Genomic DNA, 19,626 nt, shown 5'->3' with positions numbered 1-19,626 from the left:
ATGCCGGGCCAATTCCGGGGAACGTTAGAATTGGGTTAGTCCTCGATCGTAATTGCGGCTCGGCCGCGTTTGACACATCCGATCATTCTAGCCGATGGATAGCCGCTTGCGACGGCTCTCTCGACCAGGGGGCTGGCGCTGCCGGGATCGCAGGCAATCAGCAGCCCACCTGATGTCTGCGGGTCGGCAAGCAGATCTCGCCGCCACTCCGGCATGCCTGCGGGCAGCCGCACCGCATCGCCGTAACTTGCCCAGTTACGCCGCGACGCGCCGGTGACGAAGCCTTGTTTTGCAAGTGACGAGGCCTGCGCAAAGACCGGAATCTCGTGGTTGCGGATCACGAGCTCACAGGCTGAGCCTCGCGCCATCTCGAGGGCGTGTCCGAGCAGGCCAAAGCCGGTCACATCGGTGATCGCATGCACGCTTGCGTCCTCGGCGAGTTCTCCTCCGATCCGGTTGAGAAGGGTCGACGACGCAATCATCTCTTTATAGCCGCTGGGCGACAACGCCTGTTTTTTGATGGCAGCTGAATAGATCCCGACGCCGAGCCCCTTGGTCAGGATCAGTGCATCTCCCGGCCTGGCTCCCGAATTGCGCCGGATGTCCGCCGGCCGGCAGATGCCGGTCACGGCAAGCCCGTAGATAGGCTCCGGTGAATCGATCGAATGGCCACCCGCGACCGGTATCCCGGCTGCGGCGCAGATGTCGCGGCCGCCTTTGAGGATTTGCCGCACCGTATGCGTCGGCAATTTCTCGATCGGCATTCCGACGATGGCCAAGGCCATGATCGGCCGGCCGCCCATTGCATAGACGTCGGAAAGTGCATTGGCCGCGGCGATCCGTCCGAAATCATAAGGATCGTCCACCATCGGCATGAAAAAATCGGTGGTCGCAATCACGCAGGTCGCATCGTCGATCTGCCAAACGGCAGCATCGTCTCCAGTTTCGGTCCCAACAAGGAGCTGATTGAAGGGGCTGGGTTCAGCCTGCTCGGCAAGAAGCTGCTGAAGGACGGAGGGCGCCAGCTTGCAGCCGCAGCCGCCGCCATGGGCAAGGCTGGTCAGGCGCGGAGGTGCTTCGGTGATATCGCCCCGCAACGCGGGAGCCGTTTTCAACGCCACGCCCTACTCTAGGATCACGTTCCGAAGAGCGTCAATCTCATTTTCCTGCGCGAACCATTTGCCGACACTAATCTGCGCTCTAAATCTTTGACATTACGCCAATTCGGCTCAAAATGGCGTGCGTATCCCTTGGTTCTGGATGCCCTATGGGCGTGGAATTCGGGAGGAAATCCAGATGAACGTTGAACTCTCACGGCGCGCGTTCCTGCTTACCGCAGGCGCGGGTCTCGCCGGCACGACGTTGGGAGCTTTCGGCTTCGCCGACATCGAGGCCGCGCATGCGGCGGCGATACGGCCCTTCAAGCTCGCCACCACGGTCGAGACTCGCAACACCTGCCCCTACTGCTCGGTGGCCTGCGGCATCATCCTGTATTCGAAAGGCGACCTCAGGAAGGGCGAAAAGGCCGAGATCACCCATATCGAGGGCGATACCGACCATCCGACCAATCGCGGCACGTTGTGCCCCAAGGGATCGGCTCTGCTCGGTTTCGTGAAGTCTCCGACGCGGCTGCAGCATCCGATGGTCCGCAAGCCCGGGTCCGACAAGTTCGAGCCGATAGGCTGGGAGGACGCGCTCGACCGCATCGCCCGCCTGATGAAGGACGATCGCGACAAGAACTTCGTCGCGAAGAACAATGACGGCGTGACGGTCAACCGGTGGCTCACCACAGGCTTCCTCGCCGCCTCGGCTTCGACAAATGAAACCGCGTTCGTGACCTACAAGGTAGTCCGCAGCACAGGCATACTGGCGTTCGACAATCAGGCACGTGTCTGACACGGCCCGACGGTGGCGAGTCTCGCCCCAACATTCGGCCGCGGCGCAATGACCAATTCCTGGACCGACATCAGGAACACGGATCTTGTTGTGATCATGGGCGGCAATGCCGCCGAAGCCCATCCGTGCGGCTTCAAATGGGTTACGGAAGCCAAGGCCAACCGCGGGGCCAAGCTCATCGTCATCGATCCGCGCTTCACGCGCTCGGCCTCGGTGTCAGACGTCTATGCGCCGATCCGCCAGGGGACGGACATCGCCTTCCTGCTCGGGCTCATCAACTACTGTATCCAGAATGACAAGGTGCATTGGGACTATGTAAAGGCGTTCACCAACGCGCCCTATGTCGTCAAGCAGGGCTTCTCTTACAAGGACGGCTTGTTCTCCGGCTATGACGAGGCGAAGCGCGACTATGACAAGTCCGGTTGGGATTACGATATCGGACCCGACGGCTTCGCCGTCGTCGACGAAACCCTGGCCAATCCCCGTTGCGTCTGGAACCTGCTCAAGAACCACGTCGCGATCTATACGCCGGAGATGGTCGAACGCATCTGCGGCACCCCGAAGGAGAAATTCCTTCAGGTAGCCAAGATGGTTGCCGAAACGTCCGCGCCGAACAAGGCAATGACGTCGATGTATGCGCTCGGCTGGACGCAGCACTCTAAGGGTTCGCAGAACATTCGCGCCATGGCCATGCTGCAGCTCGTGCTCGGCAATATCGGCATTCGCGGCGGCGGCATGAATGCGTTGCGCGGCCATTCGAACATCCAGGGGCTGACCGATCTCGGGCTGATGTCGAACCTGCTGCCGGGTTATCTCACGGTGCCGACGCAGAAGGAGCCGGACCTCGCGACCTACATGTCGACGCGCGGCTTCAAGCCGCTGCGGCCGAACCAGATGAGCTACTGGCAGAACTACAAGAAGTTCTTCGTCAGCTTCCAGAAGTCGATGTGGGGTGATGCGGCAACGCCGCAGAACGACTTCGCCTATGACTATCTGCCGAAGCTCGATGTGCCGGGCTACGACCTGCTGCGTACTTTCGAGCTGATGCACCAGGGCAAGATGAACGGCTATTTCTGCCAGGGCTTCAACCCGCTGCAGGCGGCTCCGAACAAGAAGAAGGTGATAGAGTCCCTCTCGAAGCTCAAATTCCTCGTCATCATGGATCCATTGGACACGGAGACGGGCCGGTTTTGGGAGAACCACGGGCCGTACAATGATGTCGATCCGTCGAAGATTCAGACGGAAGTCTACCAGCTGCCCTCGACCTGCTTCGCGGAGGATGACGGCTCTCTGGTCAATTCGGGACGCTGGCTGCAGTGGCATTGGGCCGGCGGCACGCCCCCCGGCGAAGCCAAGCGCGATACCTGGATCATGGCGCAACTCCACCTGCGCCTGAAGGATCTCTACACCAAGGAAGGCGGTGCCTTCCCCGATCCGATCGTCAAGCTCAACTGGCCTTACGCCGATCCCGGCGACCCGAAGGCCGAAGAACTTGCGCAGGAGATCAACGGCAGGGCGCTTGCCAAGGTGACCGACCCGGCCGATCCGACGAAGGTGCTGGCCGAGGCCGGCAAGCTGCTGCCGGCCTTTGCCGCGCTGCGCGACGACGGCTCGACCGCCTGCGGCTGCTGGATCTATTCCGGCTGCTTCAACGAGAACGGCAACAACATGGCCCGGCGGGATACGAGCGATCCGGACGACGCCGGCTTCTATTCGAAATGGGCGTTCTCATGGCCCGCCAACCGCCGTATCCTCTACAATAGGGCGTCGGCTGACCTCACCGGAAAACCCTGGGACCCAAGCCGCAAGGTAATCGAATGGGATGGCCAGAAGTGGTCGGGCTACGACGTGCCCGACATTCTGCCTACCGCCAAGCCCGATCAGGTCGGCCCGTTCATCATGAATCCGGAAGGCGTCTCGCGCCTCTTTACCCGAACCATGATGCGCGACGGACCGTTCCCGGCGCACTACGAGCCGTTCGAGTCGCCGATCGTCAATCCGGTGGCGCCCAAAATCCGCGGCAATCCCGCGGCGCGGGTATTCCAAGGCGACATGACCCAGTTCGCCGAAGCAGCCTCGCCCGAGTTCCCCTATGCGGCGACCTCCTACCGGCTGACCGAGCATTTCCACTTCTGGACCAAGCACGTCATCGTCAATGCGGTGATCCAGCCGGAATTCTTCGTGGAGATTTCCGAACAGCTTGCGGCCGAGAAGGGCATCGCCAAGGGCGGCTGGGTGCGTGTCTGGTCGAAGCGCGGCTCGGTGGTGGCGAAAGCCATGGTGACCAAGCGGATCAGGCCGCTCACCTGCGACGGCAAAACCATTCATATCGTCGGCATACCTCTGCACTGGGGCTTCACCGGAGCGGCAAAGAAAGGCTTCGGCCCGAATATGCTCACTCCCTTTGTCGGCGACGCCAATATCGAGACCCCGGAGTACAAGGCGTTCCTGGTCAACATCGAGCCCGCACCGGGCCCGGCGGCATAGGAGGGGCAAGCGATGTTTCCTCCCCTTCCCAATCCATCGACGACGCAGACGGCCCCGCGTCTCTCCGAGAAGGACCTCATCCGCCGCTCGGCGTCGACCGTGCCCGCCCCGGAAAAGCAGCTGACGGAAGTCGCCAAGCTCATCGATGTCTCAAAATGCATCGGCTGCAAGGCCTGCCAGACCGCCTGCATCGAGTGGAACGACACGCATCCGGAGGTCGGCGTCTTCGCCGGCGCTTTCGAGAATCCACCCGACCTCACGCCGGACATGTTCACGCTGATGCGCTACAGCGAATGGGACAACCCCGAGACCAACGAACTCGAATGGCTGATCCGCAAGGACGGCTGCATGCACTGCGCCGATCCGGGCTGCCTCAAGGCCTGTCCGGCGCCGGGGGCGATCGTGCAATATTCGAACGGCATCGTCGATTTCGTCCATGAGAACTGCATCGGCTGCGGCTACTGCATCAAGGGCTGCCCGTTCAACATCCCGCGCATCTCCAAGGTCGACCACACGGCCTACAAATGCACGCTCTGCTCCGACCGCGTGGCGGTCGGTCAGGGTCCGGCTTGTGCTAAAGCCTGCCCGACGCAGGCTATCGTCTTTGGCACCAAGGATGAGATGAAGGGTTGGGCCGCCAAGCGGGTGGAGGACTTGAAGTCGCGCGGCTTCGTCAATGCCGGCCTCTACGATCCGCCGGGCGTCGGCGGGACACATGTAATGTATGTGCTTCATCATGCCGACAAGCCGGAGATCTATAGCGGCCTGCCCAAGGACCCGAAGATCAGTCCGCTGGTCGAGGCGTGGAAAGGTGTGACCAAATATGCAGGCCTCACGGTGTTGGGCGTGGCGGCCGGCGTCGGCTTACTCCACCATTTGATCATGGGACCGAACAGGGTAACCGAGGCGGATGAGGAGCACGCCGAAGAGCTGACTGGAGGCGACAGCCATGGCCGCCGATGACCTCAAGCCGAACGAACAGGTCCATCCCGGCAAGCCGGTGATCGTGGACCGCTACACGGTGGGGGCACGGATCAACCACTGGATCACTGCGGCGAGCCTGGTCCTGCTCGCCCTGTCCGGCCTTGCGATGTTCCACCCGAGCCTGTTCTTCCTGTCCGGCCTCTTCGGCGGGGGTCAGTTCACACGCTTCATCCATCCCTGGATCGGCGTCGTGCTCTTCTTCAGCTTCCTTGGACTTTTCCTTCGGTTCTGGAAGGCCAATTTATGGAGACGCGAGGACGGGACGTGGCTCGGCCGTTTTCGCGACGTGCTGGCCAACCACGAGGACAATGTTCCGGAGGTCGGCAAATACAATGCCGGCCAAAAACTCGTCTTCTGGTCGATGTCGGTGCTGATTGTGATCCTCATCTCCAGTGGGCTGGTGGCATGGGATCAATATTTCTCCCAGTATACGACAATCGACCAGAAGCGCGTGGCCATACTAGTCCACTCCATCGCGGCCGTCGCGATCATCGGCGTCTGGATCGTCCATTTCTACTCGGCCATCTGGGTACGCGGTACCATTCCGGCCATGACGCGCGGGCGGGTGACCGGCGGTTGGGCCTGGCGGCATCACCGCAAATGGCTGCGGGAGCTCGTCACCATATCGAGCAAGGAAACAGGATCATCGGGATCTAAGCCCGCCGAATAGGGCGGGCCCTGGTCGGATGACTTTCCCGCCCTAGCTTTGTGTTTGCACATGATTATTTGTGCCGGTCAGGCAACCACGTGACCCGTGTGGTTCGTGAGGCTCGAATGCCAAGACAGATCATTCCGGCCGGTTCCGACCCCACCGCCATAGGCGAGGTCTCCGCCCCTCCCTTTGCCCGCCTTCCAGAGCCTGCAAGTCTGTTTTCTCATCGCGCGCGGCGGTGGAACGTGCTGGCGGCAGGCCATGATTTGGGTCCCTATTTTCGTTTTCTTGCCGCTCTCGCGGATGTGCAGCACCGAATTCAGGAGGACCTGGCGCAGCCAGAGATGCCTGATGGCGCTGCGCGCGAGCGCGCGCGCAGCTTTGGAATGCCGCCGCTCGACCGCAACAGCCTGGCGCTCGACATGGCCACCCAGACGCTCGACCGCCTGGTCGCCGCGGCGTCGGAGATCGAGAAGCCGAGCGCCGCGGCCGATGCGCTGGACCGTTTGAGGCAGGCCACTCCAGCGAAGCGGGCTGGCATGGTGCGCAATGTGCTCGCCGGTGCGATCCCAATGGAGGCGCTCGCCGAGCACATCTATGCCGCGGCCGCGCTGCAGGTTCACTTCGCCCGTCTCGCCACCCGACTGGACGCCCCTGCCCTGGTGCCGGTAGGCGAAGGCGCATGCCCCGCCTGTGGATCCCCGCCGGCATCCTCGATCATTGTCGGCTGGCAGAGGGCCCATGGGTCGCGCTTCTGCGCATGCTCGCTGTGCGGCACGTTGTGGAACTATGTGCGCATCAAATGCACGTTGTGCGGCTCCACCAAGGGCATCGGCTATCAGGAGATCGAGGGCGGGCCGGGAACGGTGAAGGCCGAGACCTGCGATTCCTGCGGCTGCTATGTGAAGATCCTGCATCAGCACAAGGATCCCGATCTCGACCCAATCGCCGACGATGTGGCGACGCTTGGCCTCGACATGCTCGTGCGCGAAACCGGCTATCGCCGCGGATCGTTCAATCCGTTCCTGATCGGCTATTGAGGGTGCGATGTCCGATCTGCCCGCAAGCCGCCTGCGTGATCTTCCCTCGGTCGATCGAGTGCTGAAGACGCCGCCCGCGGCTGCGGCGGTCGAGCGCTTCGGGAAGCAGTCCACGACCCGCGCCATCCGCGATGCGCTCGAAGAAGCGCGGGTGGCGTGCCGCACCGGGGCCGCGGTGCCTGATTCGTGCGACCTTGCTGTCGCCGCGCTTGTCCGGCTCAAGACCGCCGCGCACCCATCGTTGCGCCCGGTTTTCAACCTGACCGGCACTGTGCTGCACACCAATCTCGGCCGCGCGCTGATTGCGGGCGAAGCCGCCGAGGCGGTGCACGCCGCCATGCGCGAGGCAGTGGCGCTCGAGTTCGATATCGGGACTGGCAGACGCGGCGAACGTGACGATCATCTGCGCACGCTCATATGCGAACTCACCGGGGCCGAGGACGCGACAATCGTCAACAACAACGCGGCCGCGGTCCTGCTCGTCCTCAACACGCTTTCGCTTGGCCGCGAAGCCATCGTGTCGCGAGGTGAGCTGATCGAGATCGGCGGCGCGTTCCGCATGCCGGACATCATGGTCCGCGCGGGCGCGAAGCTTGTTGAGGTCGGGACCACGAACCGTACCCATCCCGGGGACTATCTGTCGGCTATTGGTTCGGCGACGGGGCTCGTGTTCAAGGTGCATACGTCGAACTACCGGATCGAGGGGTTCACGGCGCAGGTCTCGGCGCGTGAGCTTTCGGCAATCGCCCGAGAGCGCGGCGTGCCTCTCGTCCACGACCTCGGCTCGGGCACGCTCATCGACCTTACCCAATATGGCCTCAGGCATGAGCCGACCGTGGGCGAGGCGATCGCGGACGGCGCCGATCTCGTCACTTTCTCGGGCGACAAGCTGCTCGGAGGGCCGCAGGCAGGTTTCATCGTCGGCAGGAAGGATCTTGTTGCCGAGGTCAACCGAAACCCGATGAAGAGGGCGCTTCGCGTAGATAAGCTCCGCCTGGCCGCGCTGGAGGCGACGCTGAAGCTCTATCGCAACCCGGACCGGCTGGCCGAGCGTTTGCCGACCCTGAGGCTGCTCGCACGCCTCGCCGTCGATATTGCCGCGCAGGCCCAGCGGCTGGCTCCCTTGCTTTCCAATGCTCTGGGCGATCAATTTGCGGTGCAGGCGATGGAGTGCCGCAGCCAGGTCGGATCGGGCGCAATGCCGCTCGATACCTTGCCCAGCGCCGGGCTCGCCCTCAGCCCCCATTCAGGGAGCGGCCAGGCTCTCGAAGCGCTTGCAGCCGCGTTGCGGGCGCTGCCTGTTCCGGTGATCGGGCGGGTCGAAAAGCGGGCGCTCGTGCTTGATCTGCGTTGCCTTGAAGACGAAGCCGCGTTTGTGGCCAATCTCGCAAACTTCACTCTGGGAGGAGATGGTGGTGCGGTGGCTTGATCATCTTGCGCGCAAGCCCGCCCCGACACCTGTAGCCGACCAGTTGGCGGCCGCCCTAGACGCCGCCAAACGGGGCGACTACGCCACAGCTCTCGGGATTTGGGAGCCGCTGGCGCGGTCCGGATCGGCGCGCGCCCAAAACAATATCGGCGCCTGCTTCGCCGAGGGGCTTGGCGTCGAGCGTGACCGCAGTCTTGCCGTCCGCTGGCTGGCGCTCGCCGCCGAAGCCGACGATGCGGTCGGGCAGCGGAACCTCGCCTCCCTCTGTTTCCGTGGCGAAGGCGTCGAACAGAACTACCGCCGCGCGGCCGAGCTCTATCGGGCCGCGGCGGAGCAGGGCGACGGACCGGCGCAGGACATGCTGAGCTGGATGCTGCTTGAGGGGGAGATGATCGAGCCCGACATTGCCGAGGCGCGGCGCTGGGCACTGGCCGCCGCCAAGCAAGGGATCGCATCGGCGATGACCCGTGTTGGCATGCTCTATCACGATGCGCTCGGCGTCCCGCGCGATCCTGCCCAAGCGGTCCGCTGGTGGCGCAAGGCTGCGTTGCGCGGCGACGCGGACGGTCAGGCCATGCTCGGCGCCGCCTGCCATCTTGGGGCCGGCGTTCCCGCCGATGCAATCGAAGCCTATGCCTGGCTGCTGCGTGCGCAAGCAGGCGGCAGCGCTCTGGCAGGCCGGTACCTGGACGCGGCGCGCGCCGCGCTGACCGCGGACGATATCGCCGAGGCCGTGCGCCGCGCCGCGCTGCCGCTCGAGGAGCTCGCGCCATGATCGTCGGCACGGCGGGGCATGTCGATCACGGCAAGACGGCGCTGGTGCAAGCACTGACAGGCGTCGACACGGACCGACTAAAGGAAGAGAAGGCACGCGGCATGACGATCGATCTCGGCTTCGCCTATCTTCCGACGCCGAGCGGGGACATCGTCGGGTTCGTAGACGTTCCGGGCCACGAGCGCTTCGTGCATACTATGGTTGCCGGCGCCAGCGGTATCGATTTCGTGATGCTGGTCGTGGCGGCCGACGACGGCGTCATGCCGCAGACGGGTGAACACCTGGCGATCGTCGATCTCCTTGGGGTCAGGCGCGGGCTGGTCGTGCTCTCGAAGTGCGATCTGGCCGACCCGGCACGACGCGCAGCCGTTAGCGCGGACGTCAGCGCCGCCCTCGCCGGCACCGGCTTGGAAAAGGCTGAGGTCATTCCGGTCTCTACCGTTACCGGCGAAGGCATCGATGACCTTCGACGCCTGCTGTCCGAAGAGGCATCGCGCTTCGCCGGGCGCCCGGCCGCGGGCCGCTTTCGACTGGCGGTCGACCGCTGCTTTACCCTGCATGGCATCGGTACCGTCGCAACTGGCACCGTCCTCTCAGGTTGCATTGATGTCGGCGACAGCGTGGTGGTAAGCCCGCCAGGGCTTGCCGCGCGCGTTCGCTCGATCCACGCTCAGGACCGCGTGGCAGAGCGTGGCCGAGCCGGAGATCGCTGCGCGCTCTGTCTGACCGGCGACGGCGTTGGCAAGGAGGCGATCCGCCGCGGAGACGTGATCCTCGATCCCGCGCTTCACGCGCCGGCGGATAGGATCGACGCCGAGTTGCGCCTGCTGCCCCGCGAGCCAAGGCCGATCGGGCAGTGGTTCCCGGTGCGGCTCCATCACGCCGCGGCCGAGGTCGGGGCGAGAATCGTGCTTCTCGGCGACGAACCTGTAGCGCCGGGCAGCACGGCCAAGGTCCAGATCGTTTTGGAGAGCCCGATCGCCGCAGCGGCCGGCGACGCCTACGTGGTGCGCGACACCTCCGCCCGGCGAACCATAGGCGGCGGACGCTTCATCGACCTCAGGGCCCCGAGCCGGAAGCGCCGCTCACCGGATCGGCTGGCCATGCTCGAAGCATTCGCCATCGCGGCACCGGAAAAGGCCGTCGCTGCGCTGCTCGACACGCCGCCCCACTATCTGGAGCTCGCGGCCTTCGCACGCGATCGGGCGCTCGGCGCTGGCGAGGTCGCGAGCCTGATCGATCGTCTTGGTCTTGTCACGATTCCCGTCGGGGAGACGCAGTTCGCGGTCTCGACGGTGCGTTGGGCTCGGTTCAGGCGCGACCTGGGCTCAATCCTGGAGGCCTTTCATGCCGGCAACCCGGATTTGCCGGGCATCGGAATGGAAAAGCTGCGCCTTCACCTCGATCCCTGTCTTCCTGCGCCGGCTTTCGCTGCCGCGATGCGAAGCCTGGTACGCGCCGGTCAGATCGAGCTTGACGGCGCCTGGATACGGCTTCCGGGACATCAGGTCCGTCTCGCGGCAAGGGAAGAGGCTCTCTGGCGTGAGATTGAATCACGACTAGCCGGCCGGGTGAAATTCCATCCCCCAAGAGTGCGCGATATCGCAAGCGAGCTTGCCCGGCCGGAAGCGGAAATTCGCAAGGTCCTGAAGCTCTCCGGACGCATCGGCATGGTGCATGAGGTTGCGCACGATCACTTCTTCCTTCACTCGGCGCTGGGCGAGATCGTTGGGATCGTCTGCGATTTGGCGGCCGAGCACGACGGACGGTTCAGCGTCGCACAGTTTCGCGACAGTGCGGGCAGCGGGCGCAAGGTTGCCGTCCACATCCTCGAATTCCTCGACCGGCACGGCGTCACCTTGCGACGCGGTGACTTGCGGCGCATCAACAAGCATCGCCTGGACCTGTTTCGCCGTCAGGACGACAGTGGGCCGCCAATCACGAAAGCTTCTGGAGGAGCATCGTCCCCGGTGGGGCGTCCGGACTTCAAATCCGGGAGGGGCCGCGAGCCGGTCCTTGGTGGGTTCGACTCCCACTCTCTTCCGCCATCCTCTTAGAGTTGGCCCCGGAACTGTGCGGATCTTTTCGAGGAGACGACGCGATGCCAACACCTTTTCTGCTTGAACTGAAGACCGCCGCCGAGTCCGCCAAAGCTGTGGAGACGAGCTTCCGGCAGGAGGCAGCAAGGCAGATCGCAGTTCTGGAACAGGATCGCGCATTTGCTTTCCGGCGGCTCCATTTCATGCAGATGATCGCCGATGTGATGGCGCCGGCCGAAAGTGAGGAAATCGCCGTTGCGAGCGCCTTCGCCGCCTTGCGCACGCGCCTCGGCTGGGACGCAGACAGCGAGACGCATTCGGAGGTGATCTCGCATTTTGCGCCGGTTGCGCTGGCTATGTTCCGGCACACGAGCGGGAACCATTCCGCCAATATCCGTGCCGCGCTCGCGGATTTCGAGCAGTGGTACTGCGAAGCCCGAGGCTCCGTTTTTTGGACCCTGTTCGAGCAGCAGATGCCGGACACGCCCGTCGTCGACTTTTGAAGAATGGCATGGCGTCCGATCGCACTCAGGACCGTTGCAAGCACGAGACGTCGGCCTCGCCGCCGGCCTGTTAGTCCCCATTTGATGGAACAATAGTGCCCAGCATTTGTTGCCATTGCGGCGGTGGGCCTTGGAACCAGCGGGAGATTGTGGTCACTGTGTCCGCCAGTCATACTCTTGCCGGAACCCAAGGACGTCGCGTAGCTTCCGGTTGGAGATCGGTCCTTCGAATGTGCCCATGGCGCGGGTGACCGGTATGTTGGGCGCATGCTTGCTGAGAAACTCCGCCGTCGGCAATTCAGACACGATGGTGTCGTTGACGGCGTTGAATATCTGGAATCCCAAGCCGTCCCTCTCGACGCACAGGTCAACGATCTGACCGAGATCGCGGACGTCCATATAGGTCCAGGCGTCGCGCCGCCGCTTCGAGGGATCGGCCAGGAATTCCGAAAAGCGGGCATAGTCCTTCGGCTCGACGACGCCACCGATCCGCAGGGCATAAATGTCGGCTCCGGTGCGGGAGGCGAAAGACCGCGCGATCTTCTCGCCCAGCAGTTTGGAAAGGCCGTAGCTGTCGGTCGGATCGGCGTCGTAGTCCTCGTCCATCGGAAACGACTTGAAATCGCGTTCGCCTTCGGCAAAGCAGACGCCATAGACCGTCTCGCTGGAAGCTGTGACGATTTTGCGTATGCCGAGCTTGGTGGCGGCCTCGACCACATTGTAGGTCGACTGCACATTGGCGGCGAACATGGCGTTGTCCGGCCTCAGGAATATCCGTGGGAGCGCCGCGAAATGGACCACGGCATCGACCGGACGGCGGCCCTTGCCGCCGAAATATTCATTGAATCCGAAATGCAGCGTCAGTGCATTGTAGGCTTCGCCGGCATCCGCAAGGTTGGTAATGACAGTATCGACCCCGGGCATATCCAGCGGCGTCAGGTCGAGGTTGAGAACCTGATGCCCGCGCTTGAGAAGGTAAGGTATGACGTGGCGGCCGATCTTGCCGCTGCCGCCGGTGAAAACGATCCGCTTGCCCATGGCCTCCTCCTGACGGTCTCTTTTTGCCGAGCAGCGCAGTGCCCGGCCAGAAGAGTCTCCATCCGATCATCCGCTATTCAAAAATGCCGAAGCCAGGAACCGCGTGCTTGCGCACACCCTCCATGTTGAGCTCGACGCCGATGCCGGGCATGTCGGGCACCGCGATATGACCGTCCTCGACGATGGACCCTGCGCCGTTCGGCGGGCGGACATAGCTGTCCCAGGCGTCCCGTTCCTCGAGTGCGTGCCATTCCAGCACCAGGAAGTTCGGCACGCTGGCGCAGACATGGCAGGTCGCCATCGTGCCCAGCGGCGTCGACACCAGATGCGGCGCGAAGGGCACATAATACATCTCGGCGAGGTTGGCGATCTTGCGGCTTTCCGCTAGGCCACCGCATTTCGGCACGTCGGGCATGACGACGTCGGCACCGTAATTCTGGAACAGCTCGCGGAAACCCCAGCGCAGATAGAGGTTTTCACCGACGCAGATCGGCGTCTTGGTCCGCATGCGGATTTGCTTCAGGGCCTCGACATTTTCCGCCGGGATCGGCTCTTCGAGCCACAGAAGATTGAAGCGCTCCATCTCGGCGGCGATGCGGCTGGCGCTCAGCACATCGTAGCGCGCATGCAAATCGATGCAGAGATCGACGTCGGGACCAACAGCGTCGCGCACTGCCGCCACGCGTTCCACCATGAACCGGAGTTCCGCGCCGTTGATAGTGTGGTTCATCCGGTCGAATTTCGTTGGATGGTGCAGATTGTCGATATCGAACTTAAGCGCCGTGAAGCCCTCCGCAACCATCCGGCGGGCGCGGGCCGCGCATCCCTGCGGCAATCCCGATTCGTCATCGCCGTCGCCGCAATCGGCATAGAGCCTTATCCGGTCACGGAACTTGCCGCCAAACATGCGGTAAAGCGGCTGGCCGGCGGCTTTCGCCGCCACGTCCCACAGCGCCATTTCGAGTCCGGTGAGCGCGATGAGAAAGACGCCGGCCTGCGCGCCGGAGAAGACATGATCGCGGCGGATCTTGTCCCAGCAGTATTCGACATTGCGCGGATCCTGGCCGATCAATTCCGACTTCAGCTCCGAAATCAGCCCAACGATTGCGGCCGCGCCGGCATCAGGGTTGGCTTCGCCATAGCCGGAGATGCCGGCGTCCGTATCGATCCGGATCAGGGTCGCCTTGCCGTGATAGGCGACGACCGCTGTCTTGATATCCACGATCTTCATCGGATCCTTCTCCCCGTAATGGCGTCGCACTTACAGCACACATTCTGTGCGGAAACTTGTCTAATAAGCATACAAGATTGCGCAACGAGGCGTAAACCCCCTTTGAGAGATTTTGCGTCAACCGCCTTAGAGCCTTCCGCCTTACCTTGAATTATTTGAGAAATTTGTGGTTCTGGGCGACGAATTGCGATCCCGAACAACACACTTGTTAGACGAGTATATAAGCGTATAAATTGGGACGGCAGGGGCATGCGCATATATGCCGCCAATCGGGAGGAACAGGATGCAAAAGCGACAGCTGGGATCGTCGCCGGTCAAGGTATCGGAAATCGGCCTTGGGACTTGGGGCATGTCGGGCGCGTTTTGGGGCGCGGCCGACGATAAGGAATCGACCCGGGTGATCCGACGCGCGCTTGAGCTTGGCGTCACGCTGATCGATACGGCCGAGGCCTATGGACACGGCCATGCCGAGGAAGTCGTCGGCGAGGCGCTGGCCGGCCGCCGCGACAAGGCCGTCATCGCGACCAAGGTCGCGCCCAATCATCTGGAACCCGCCGCGATAGAGGCGGCGCTGGACGGTTCGTTGAAGCGCATGCGGACGGACTATGTCGACGTTTATTTCGTCCACTGGCCGAACTCGGATTTTCCGATTGGCCCGACCATGGAGATGATGGAGCGGCTGCGCGCATCAGGACGGATCAAGGCGGTCGGCGTCTCGAATTTCAGCACCGCCGACATGGACAGCGCCCGCCAGCATGGCGTCATCGACGTGCTGCAGCCACCCTACAATATGCTCTGGCGCGAGGTTGAGGCCGAAACGCTGCCTTATTGCCGCAAGCATAATATCGGCGTGATGCCCTATAGTGGCCTGGCTCAGGGACTGCTCACCGGCACGCTGTCGCCGGACACGAAATTCGTCGAGGGCGATGAGCGGCGCACAACCGTGCTGTTCCAGCCGGGCACCTATGAGCGGGCGGTGAATGCCGTCGACCTCCTCAAACCGATCGCGGCGCGCTACGACAAGACGGTTCCGCAGCTTGCGATCCAATGGCTCACCAGCAGGCCAGGCATCAGCTCGCCGCTGGTCGGCGCCCGCACCGTCAAGGAGCTGGAGGAAAATGTCGAGAGCGCCGGCTGGACGATTTCCGATGCGGACATTGCCGCTATCGACAGGATCACCGCGCCGATCTGGGCGGAAATCAAGGACAAGGGCGACATGTTCGGTTTCCGCGCCCGCCAGCGACAGGAACAACAAGCGAAAAGAGCTTAGAAAGTCCACTTTTCAGGGTTGCTACACGTCAATCCGTGTCCTCCCGACACGCCGCGGCGCGGCCAGCGCAAATGCTGGCTGCGCCGCTCCTTCACCGCGGCAGGCCGACCGCGGTGGTTTTCTTGAGGTGCCGGCGCATCGCTTCTTCGGCCCGCTTTTCATCGCGCGCCACGAGCGCCTCGTATATCGCCCTGTGCATTTCGGTTGCGGAGGGCAGGGCGTGCGGCATCTGGTTGCTGATGCGCCTGCTCGCCATCTGCCACCACCGGGACGAATACATGAAGCGGTCGAGAATCCTGTTTCGCGCCGCCCGGCAAATCTCCATGTGAAAGTCCAAGTCGAGCTTCAGATAGGCGTCCGGATTGTCCTCGCTTGCCGACATTGCCGCCAGCAAGGTGCCAAGACGCTCGAGATTTTCCTTGGTCATATGCTTGGCCGCGATGGCGGCGATGGCCGGTTCGATGATGATCCGCGTCGCGTGCGCTTCGGCTAGGATCTCGCGCATCTGCTCATGCGGCAGCCAGTCGATGAGCAATGGGCTGAGATAGTCCCACTCTTCGGCCGGGCGCAGCACCACGCGCCGTCCCTGGGCGATCTCGATCATATCCAGCGACGCCAGGATCTTCAGCGCCTCCCGCGCGACCGCGCGCGAGACCCCGAATTCCTGAAGGATCTGCTGTTCCGACGGCCCCTGGGCGCCCGCGACACCGCTGGCAGCGATGCGTCGCGCAAGCACGCCCGCCACCTGCTTGGGCAAAGTTTGAAGCTTGACCTCGACGGTATCCATCATTAACATCCACTTGTCTGATAAGCTTATAGGCTGATAGCTAGATATGCAGTCAACTTATCTCATAAAAACGCTCACTAGCCTATAACAAGGCCTGCGGGAAGGGAGGATCGAGCGGTGCAAGTGCCGTTCCCTGTTGCCGCCGTCCGCGATCACGATCGATACGCCTTCGCAAACCGATCGAGGCGTGTTGGAGCGCAAGTGCCCTGTCGCCCGGAGGCTCGCAAACGACGTCCGGGAACCGATCCAGGAAATTCCGCGGCGGGAGGAGCAGGCCGCCATGGATTGTCGAGGCTGAGGTCGGCCGTCCCTGGATGGCCGACCAATCAAACCAAGGAGGAGATTGTGATGTCCGTAAACTTATCGAGACGCAAATTCCTGGCCGCGAGCGCGGCAGTGACAGCCGGCTCGCTTGCCGCGCCGTGGATTGCCAAGGCAGAGGCTAAAGAGATCACCGCATTGCTGATCACCGGCGGTCCGCTCTATCCGAAATACTGGGAGAAGATTGTTCAGGATTTCACCGCCAAGACCGGCATTAAGGTTCGCTACGACCTCCTGGAATTCACGCCTTTGACGGCGAAGGTGGTCACATTGAGCGCGGCAAAGTCGAGCCAGTACGACGTCTACAGCACCCACACGGCGCAGATCGATTCCTACTTCAACCATTTCGCGCCGCTGAACAGCTATTTCAGCGACTCAGAACTGGCGGAGTTCTATCCCGTCGCGGTCAAATACCTGCGCGATCCCAAGACGGGAAATCTGGCGGCCATTCCACGCAACATGGATGCGCGCGTTCAATATTACCGCAGCGACATCTACCAGGAGAAAGGCCTGAAGCCGGCCGAGACCTGGGAAGAACTCGTCGATGTCGGCCTGAAACTCACCGGCAACGGCCACTATGGCCTTGTCGTGCCCGGGCAGGGCGACCCCGCGCAACGCACCTTCAGCGACCTGCTCTGGCAGGCAGGCGGCGACTGGGTCGACCAAGCCAACAAGCCGGCCTTCAATTCCGAAGCCGGAATCAAGGCCCTGACCTTTTACCGCGATCTGATCCAGAAGCACAAAATCGTGCCGCCCGACGCGGTCGGCTATCAATGGAACGAGAACTCGACCGAATTCTCATCCGGCACGGTCTATGCCACTTTCGATTGGCCGGGCGCCTTCGCCACCCTGTCCAATCCGGAAACCTCGCGCATCGTCGGCAAATGGTCGACGGCGCCCTATGTGCGGGACAAGGCGGCGATCTCATGCGCCATCTCGCATGCCATGGCGCTGAACGGCCAGTCCGGCCGCAAGGAACCCGCCGTCGAGTTCATCAAATACACGGTCAGTACCGACGCCCAGCGGCTGCAGTTCGACCAGTTCACCAACTTCCCGAGCAGCCAGAGCCTGGCCAAGGAAGTGATCGCCGCGGCGAAGGGGCCGCAGGCCACATGGCTGCAGCAACTCGAGACAACGATCGCGAACGGCAAGGAATGGCCCAAGCTCGCCGGCTTCTCGAAGGTCTGCACCTTGATGTTCTCGGCTATCGAGCAAGCCCTGTCCGATCAGGTTTCGCCCGCCGACTCGCTCAACCAGGCGGCGACGGAAGCGGAAGAGATCATGCGTCGGGCCGGAGCTTACGACTGAGAATGTCGGCCGTCGCGCAGCACCAGGCGCCAGGGCGCCGGCGACGTTCGCCGCTGCCCTACACCTGGCAGAGAGGCTACCTGCTGGCGAGCCCGGCGCTCCTCGTCATGCTGGCCATCCTCATCTATCCGCTCGGATACTCCTTCATCATGAGCTTCTTCCGCTGGGATCTGAGCGGCTCGGCGCCATTCATCGGGACGGGAAACTACACCGACGAGCTCTTTGGCCGCCAGTTCAACCAGGCGCTGCGAAACCAGACCATTTTCAGCGTCGTTTCCATCACGATCGAAGTGGTGGCCGGCATGGCGATCGCGGTGCTCGTCAACGGCAAATTGCGCGGCATGCGGCTTGCGCGCACCTTGCTTTTGGTTCCGCCGATGATTGCGCCTGCCGTCGTCGGCCTGAACTTCCGCTGGCTGTTCAATACCCAATACGGCTTGGTCGATGCGCTGCTGCGCATGTTCAACCTGCCTGACATTCCGTGGCTCAACCACCCGACCTGGGCGCTCGTCTCGGTGATCGTCGCCGACGTCTGGCAGAACACGCCGCTGATGGTGCTTCTGTTCCTCGCCGGCCTACAATCCCTGCCGCAGGAGCCGCTCGAGGCAGCCACGGTGGATGGCGCGACGCCATGGCAGCGCTTCTGGCACATCGTCCTGCCGCTGATGCGCCCGGTCATCATGATCGCGCTGATGCTGCGCATCATCGACACCTTCCGCACCTTCGACGTCGTCTGGTTGATGACGCAGGGCGGCCCGGGCGGCGCTACCAACCTGCTGACAGTTTATTCCTACCTGCTGGCATTTCAGGCGGTGGATTTCGGACACGCGGCCGCGGTCTCCTACATCGCGCTGGGCATGTCGCTGTTCGTGCTCGGCCTCCTCTACGGAGTGCCGTGGCTTATTGCGAAACGGAGGGCGATATGACCGAAGCCATCTTCGTCGGCGCGCGCACCAGGCCAAAGCGGCGGCGGCGCCGGTTCACCGCGGAGATCGCCGGTCAGTATTTGGCGCTGGTCCTGACCGTCGCGCTCACCGTCTTCCCGCTGGTGTGGCTGTTCCTGACCTCGATCCGCAGTTCGGCCGACATCTTCTCGGTCCCGGTGCACATCATCCCCGAGACCGCGACGATGACGCAGTATGTCTCCGTTTTCGCCCAGTACGACACGATGGGCTATGTGTGGAACACCGTCATCGTCTCGGTGGCGACGGTCGTCCTCGTCCATCTGCTTGCCATCCCGTGCGCCTATGCGCTGTCACGCTTCAAGATGCCGGGCGCCATGCTGATCTTCGGGCTGCTTTTGATCATGCGCATGATCCCGGTCATTGCGCTTGCCATCCCGCTCTTCGCCGTGTTCGCCGCCATGGGCCTGCTCGACACCGTCTGGGCGCTGATTCTCAGCCATACGGCGGCCAAGCTGCCTGTCGCCATCTGGCTGCTTCTGGGCTTCATTCAGGATGTGCCGAAAGAGATCGAGGAGGCAGCCCAGTCGGACGGCGCCGGCACCGTGCGCACGCTGGTCCAGATCGTCGCGCCGCTGATTGCGCCCGGCATCGGCGCCAGCGCCGTCATCACCTTCCTCTTCACCTGGAACGACCTGCTGCTCGCCTTGACCCTGACCTCGAGCAAGGCCGCGCAGACGCTGCCGGTCGGGCTCACCAATTTCGTCTCTCAGTTCGGCATCGACTGGGGCGCCATGTCGGCTGCCGGCGTGCTCATGGTCATCCCGACTTTGGTATTCGTCTGGTTTGCCCAGGGACTGCTGGTCAAAGGCCTTACGACCGGCGCCGTTCGCGGCTGAGTAGCGGACATGGACCACAGGGCGCTCGACGGCTTCGCTGGGCGTTGAACGCACTGAGTGACGAT

General features: G+C 63.0%; 15 protein-coding genes, 1 tRNA gene and 1 pseudogene. 13 read left to right on the top strand and 4 right to left on the bottom strand.

The genetic code is table 11. The features are described 5' to 3' along the window. Positions 1 to 35: 35 nt before the first annotated feature. The gene (gene selD / locus P9236_RS22295; protein WP_278076733.1) at positions 36 to 1,085 is read right to left on the bottom strand and encodes a selenide, water dikinase SelD; all 1,050 of its coding nucleotides are present in this window, start codon (positions 1,083 to 1,085) and stop codon (positions 36 to 38) included. Positions 1,086 to 1,296: 211 nt separating this feature from the next. Here selD and fdnG point away from each other — a divergent pair, with 211 nt between their 5' ends. The 9 genes and pseudogenes from fdnG (at position 1,297) to P9236_RS22250 (ending at position 11,805) form a co-directional block, all read left to right on the top strand. After that, positions 1,297 to 4,383, top strand: coding sequence for a formate dehydrogenase-N subunit alpha (fdnG, locus tag P9236_RS22290; protein ID WP_278076711.1), 3,087 nt, complete (start codon positions 1,297 to 1,299; stop codon positions 4,381 to 4,383). Positions 4,384 to 4,395: 12 nt separating this feature from the next. Beyond that, positions 4,396 to 5,346, top strand: coding sequence for a formate dehydrogenase subunit beta (fdxH, locus tag P9236_RS22285; protein WP_278076710.1), 951 nt, complete (start codon positions 4,396 to 4,398; stop codon positions 5,344 to 5,346). Beyond that, positions 5,333 to 6,037, top strand: coding sequence for a formate dehydrogenase subunit gamma (locus P9236_RS22280; RefSeq protein ID WP_278076709.1), 705 nt, complete (start codon positions 5,333 to 5,335; stop codon positions 6,035 to 6,037). The genes fdxH and P9236_RS22280 overlap by 14 nt, the downstream gene beginning before the upstream one ends. 104 nt (positions 6,038 to 6,141) lie before the next feature. Further along, on the top strand, positions 6,142 to 7,059 hold the full coding sequence (gene fdhE / locus P9236_RS22275; RefSeq protein WP_278076732.1) for a formate dehydrogenase accessory protein FdhE: 918 nt from the start codon (positions 6,142 to 6,144) through the stop codon (positions 7,057 to 7,059). Between the two features lie 7 nt (positions 7,060 to 7,066). Then, on the top strand, positions 7,067 to 8,488 hold the full coding sequence (gene selA, locus P9236_RS22270; protein WP_278076708.1) for an L-seryl-tRNA(Sec) selenium transferase: 1,422 nt from the start codon (positions 7,067 to 7,069) through the stop codon (positions 8,486 to 8,488). After that, positions 8,475 to 9,263 carry a tetratricopeptide repeat protein gene (locus P9236_RS22265; RefSeq protein ID WP_278076707.1) on the top strand — a complete coding sequence of 263 codons (789 nt, stop codon included), beginning with the start codon at positions 8,475 to 8,477 and terminating at the stop codon, positions 9,261 to 9,263. The genes selA and P9236_RS22265 overlap by 14 nt, the downstream gene beginning before the upstream one ends. Continuing rightward, positions 9,260 to 11,086 (top strand): annotated as a pseudogene (gene selB, locus P9236_RS22260) (selenocysteine-specific translation elongation factor); the annotation flags it as partial. The gene P9236_RS22265 and the pseudogene selB, both read left to right, overlap by 4 nt. A gap of 129 nt (positions 11,087 to 11,215) precedes the next feature. Beyond that, a tRNA-Sec gene (locus tag P9236_RS22255) sits at positions 11,216 to 11,311 on the top strand. A gap of 11 nt (positions 11,312 to 11,322) precedes the next feature. Next, on the top strand, positions 11,323 to 11,805 hold the full coding sequence (locus P9236_RS22250) for a hypothetical protein (protein WP_278076706.1): 483 nt from the start codon (positions 11,323 to 11,325) through the stop codon (positions 11,803 to 11,805). Positions 11,806 to 11,958: 153 nt separating this feature from the next. On the opposite strand, the gene P9236_RS22245 is transcribed toward P9236_RS22250, so the two are convergent. Then, positions 11,959 to 12,843, bottom strand: a complete 885-nt coding sequence (locus P9236_RS22245; RefSeq protein ID WP_278076705.1) for an NAD(P)-dependent oxidoreductase — start codon at positions 12,841 to 12,843, stop codon at positions 11,959 to 11,961. 73 nt (positions 12,844 to 12,916) lie between these two features. Then, entirely contained in the window at positions 12,917 to 14,074 is a 1,158-nt protein-coding gene (locus tag P9236_RS22240) for a mandelate racemase/muconate lactonizing enzyme family protein (protein WP_278076704.1), read from the bottom strand. Between the two features lie 283 nt (positions 14,075 to 14,357). Here P9236_RS22240 and P9236_RS22235 point away from each other — a divergent pair, with 283 nt between their 5' ends. After that, positions 14,358 to 15,344 carry an aldo/keto reductase gene (locus P9236_RS22235; RefSeq protein WP_278076703.1) on the top strand — a complete coding sequence of 329 codons (987 nt, stop codon included), beginning with the start codon at positions 14,358 to 14,360 and terminating at the stop codon, positions 15,342 to 15,344. 91 nt (positions 15,345 to 15,435) lie between these two features. Here the strand turns inward: P9236_RS22235 and P9236_RS22230 are convergent, their stop codons facing one another. Beyond that, entirely contained in the window at positions 15,436 to 16,089 is a 654-nt protein-coding gene (locus tag P9236_RS22230) for an FCD domain-containing protein (protein WP_278076702.1), read from the bottom strand. Between the two features lie 390 nt (positions 16,090 to 16,479). Between P9236_RS22230 and P9236_RS22225 the strand changes: the two genes are divergently transcribed. Genes P9236_RS22225 through P9236_RS22215 form a run of 3 tightly spaced genes read left to right on the top strand, consistent with a single transcriptional unit; the run spans position 16,480 to position 19,561 of the window. Beyond that, positions 16,480 to 17,760 carry a sugar ABC transporter substrate-binding protein gene (locus tag P9236_RS22225; RefSeq protein ID WP_278076701.1) on the top strand — a complete coding sequence of 427 codons (1,281 nt, stop codon included), beginning with the start codon at positions 16,480 to 16,482 and terminating at the stop codon, positions 17,758 to 17,760. A gap of 2 nt (positions 17,761 to 17,762) precedes the next feature. Beyond that, positions 17,763 to 18,686, top strand: a complete 924-nt coding sequence (locus P9236_RS22220; RefSeq protein ID WP_278076700.1) for a sugar ABC transporter permease — start codon at positions 17,763 to 17,765, stop codon at positions 18,684 to 18,686. Beyond that, a complete protein-coding gene (locus P9236_RS22215) occupies positions 18,683 to 19,561 on the top strand; it encodes a carbohydrate ABC transporter permease (RefSeq protein ID WP_278076699.1) in 879 nt (292 codons plus the stop codon). Before P9236_RS22220 ends, P9236_RS22215 begins: the two co-directional genes overlap by 4 nt. Positions 19,562 to 19,626: the final 65 nt, after the last annotated feature.

The organism is Mesorhizobium sp. WSM4884, assembly GCF_029625675.1.
Lineage (GTDB): Bacteria > Pseudomonadota > Alphaproteobacteria > Rhizobiales > Rhizobiaceae > Mesorhizobium.
The sequence above is the reverse complement of the archived record's forward strand: the minus strand, read 5'-3'. Positions and strand labels throughout refer to the sequence as shown.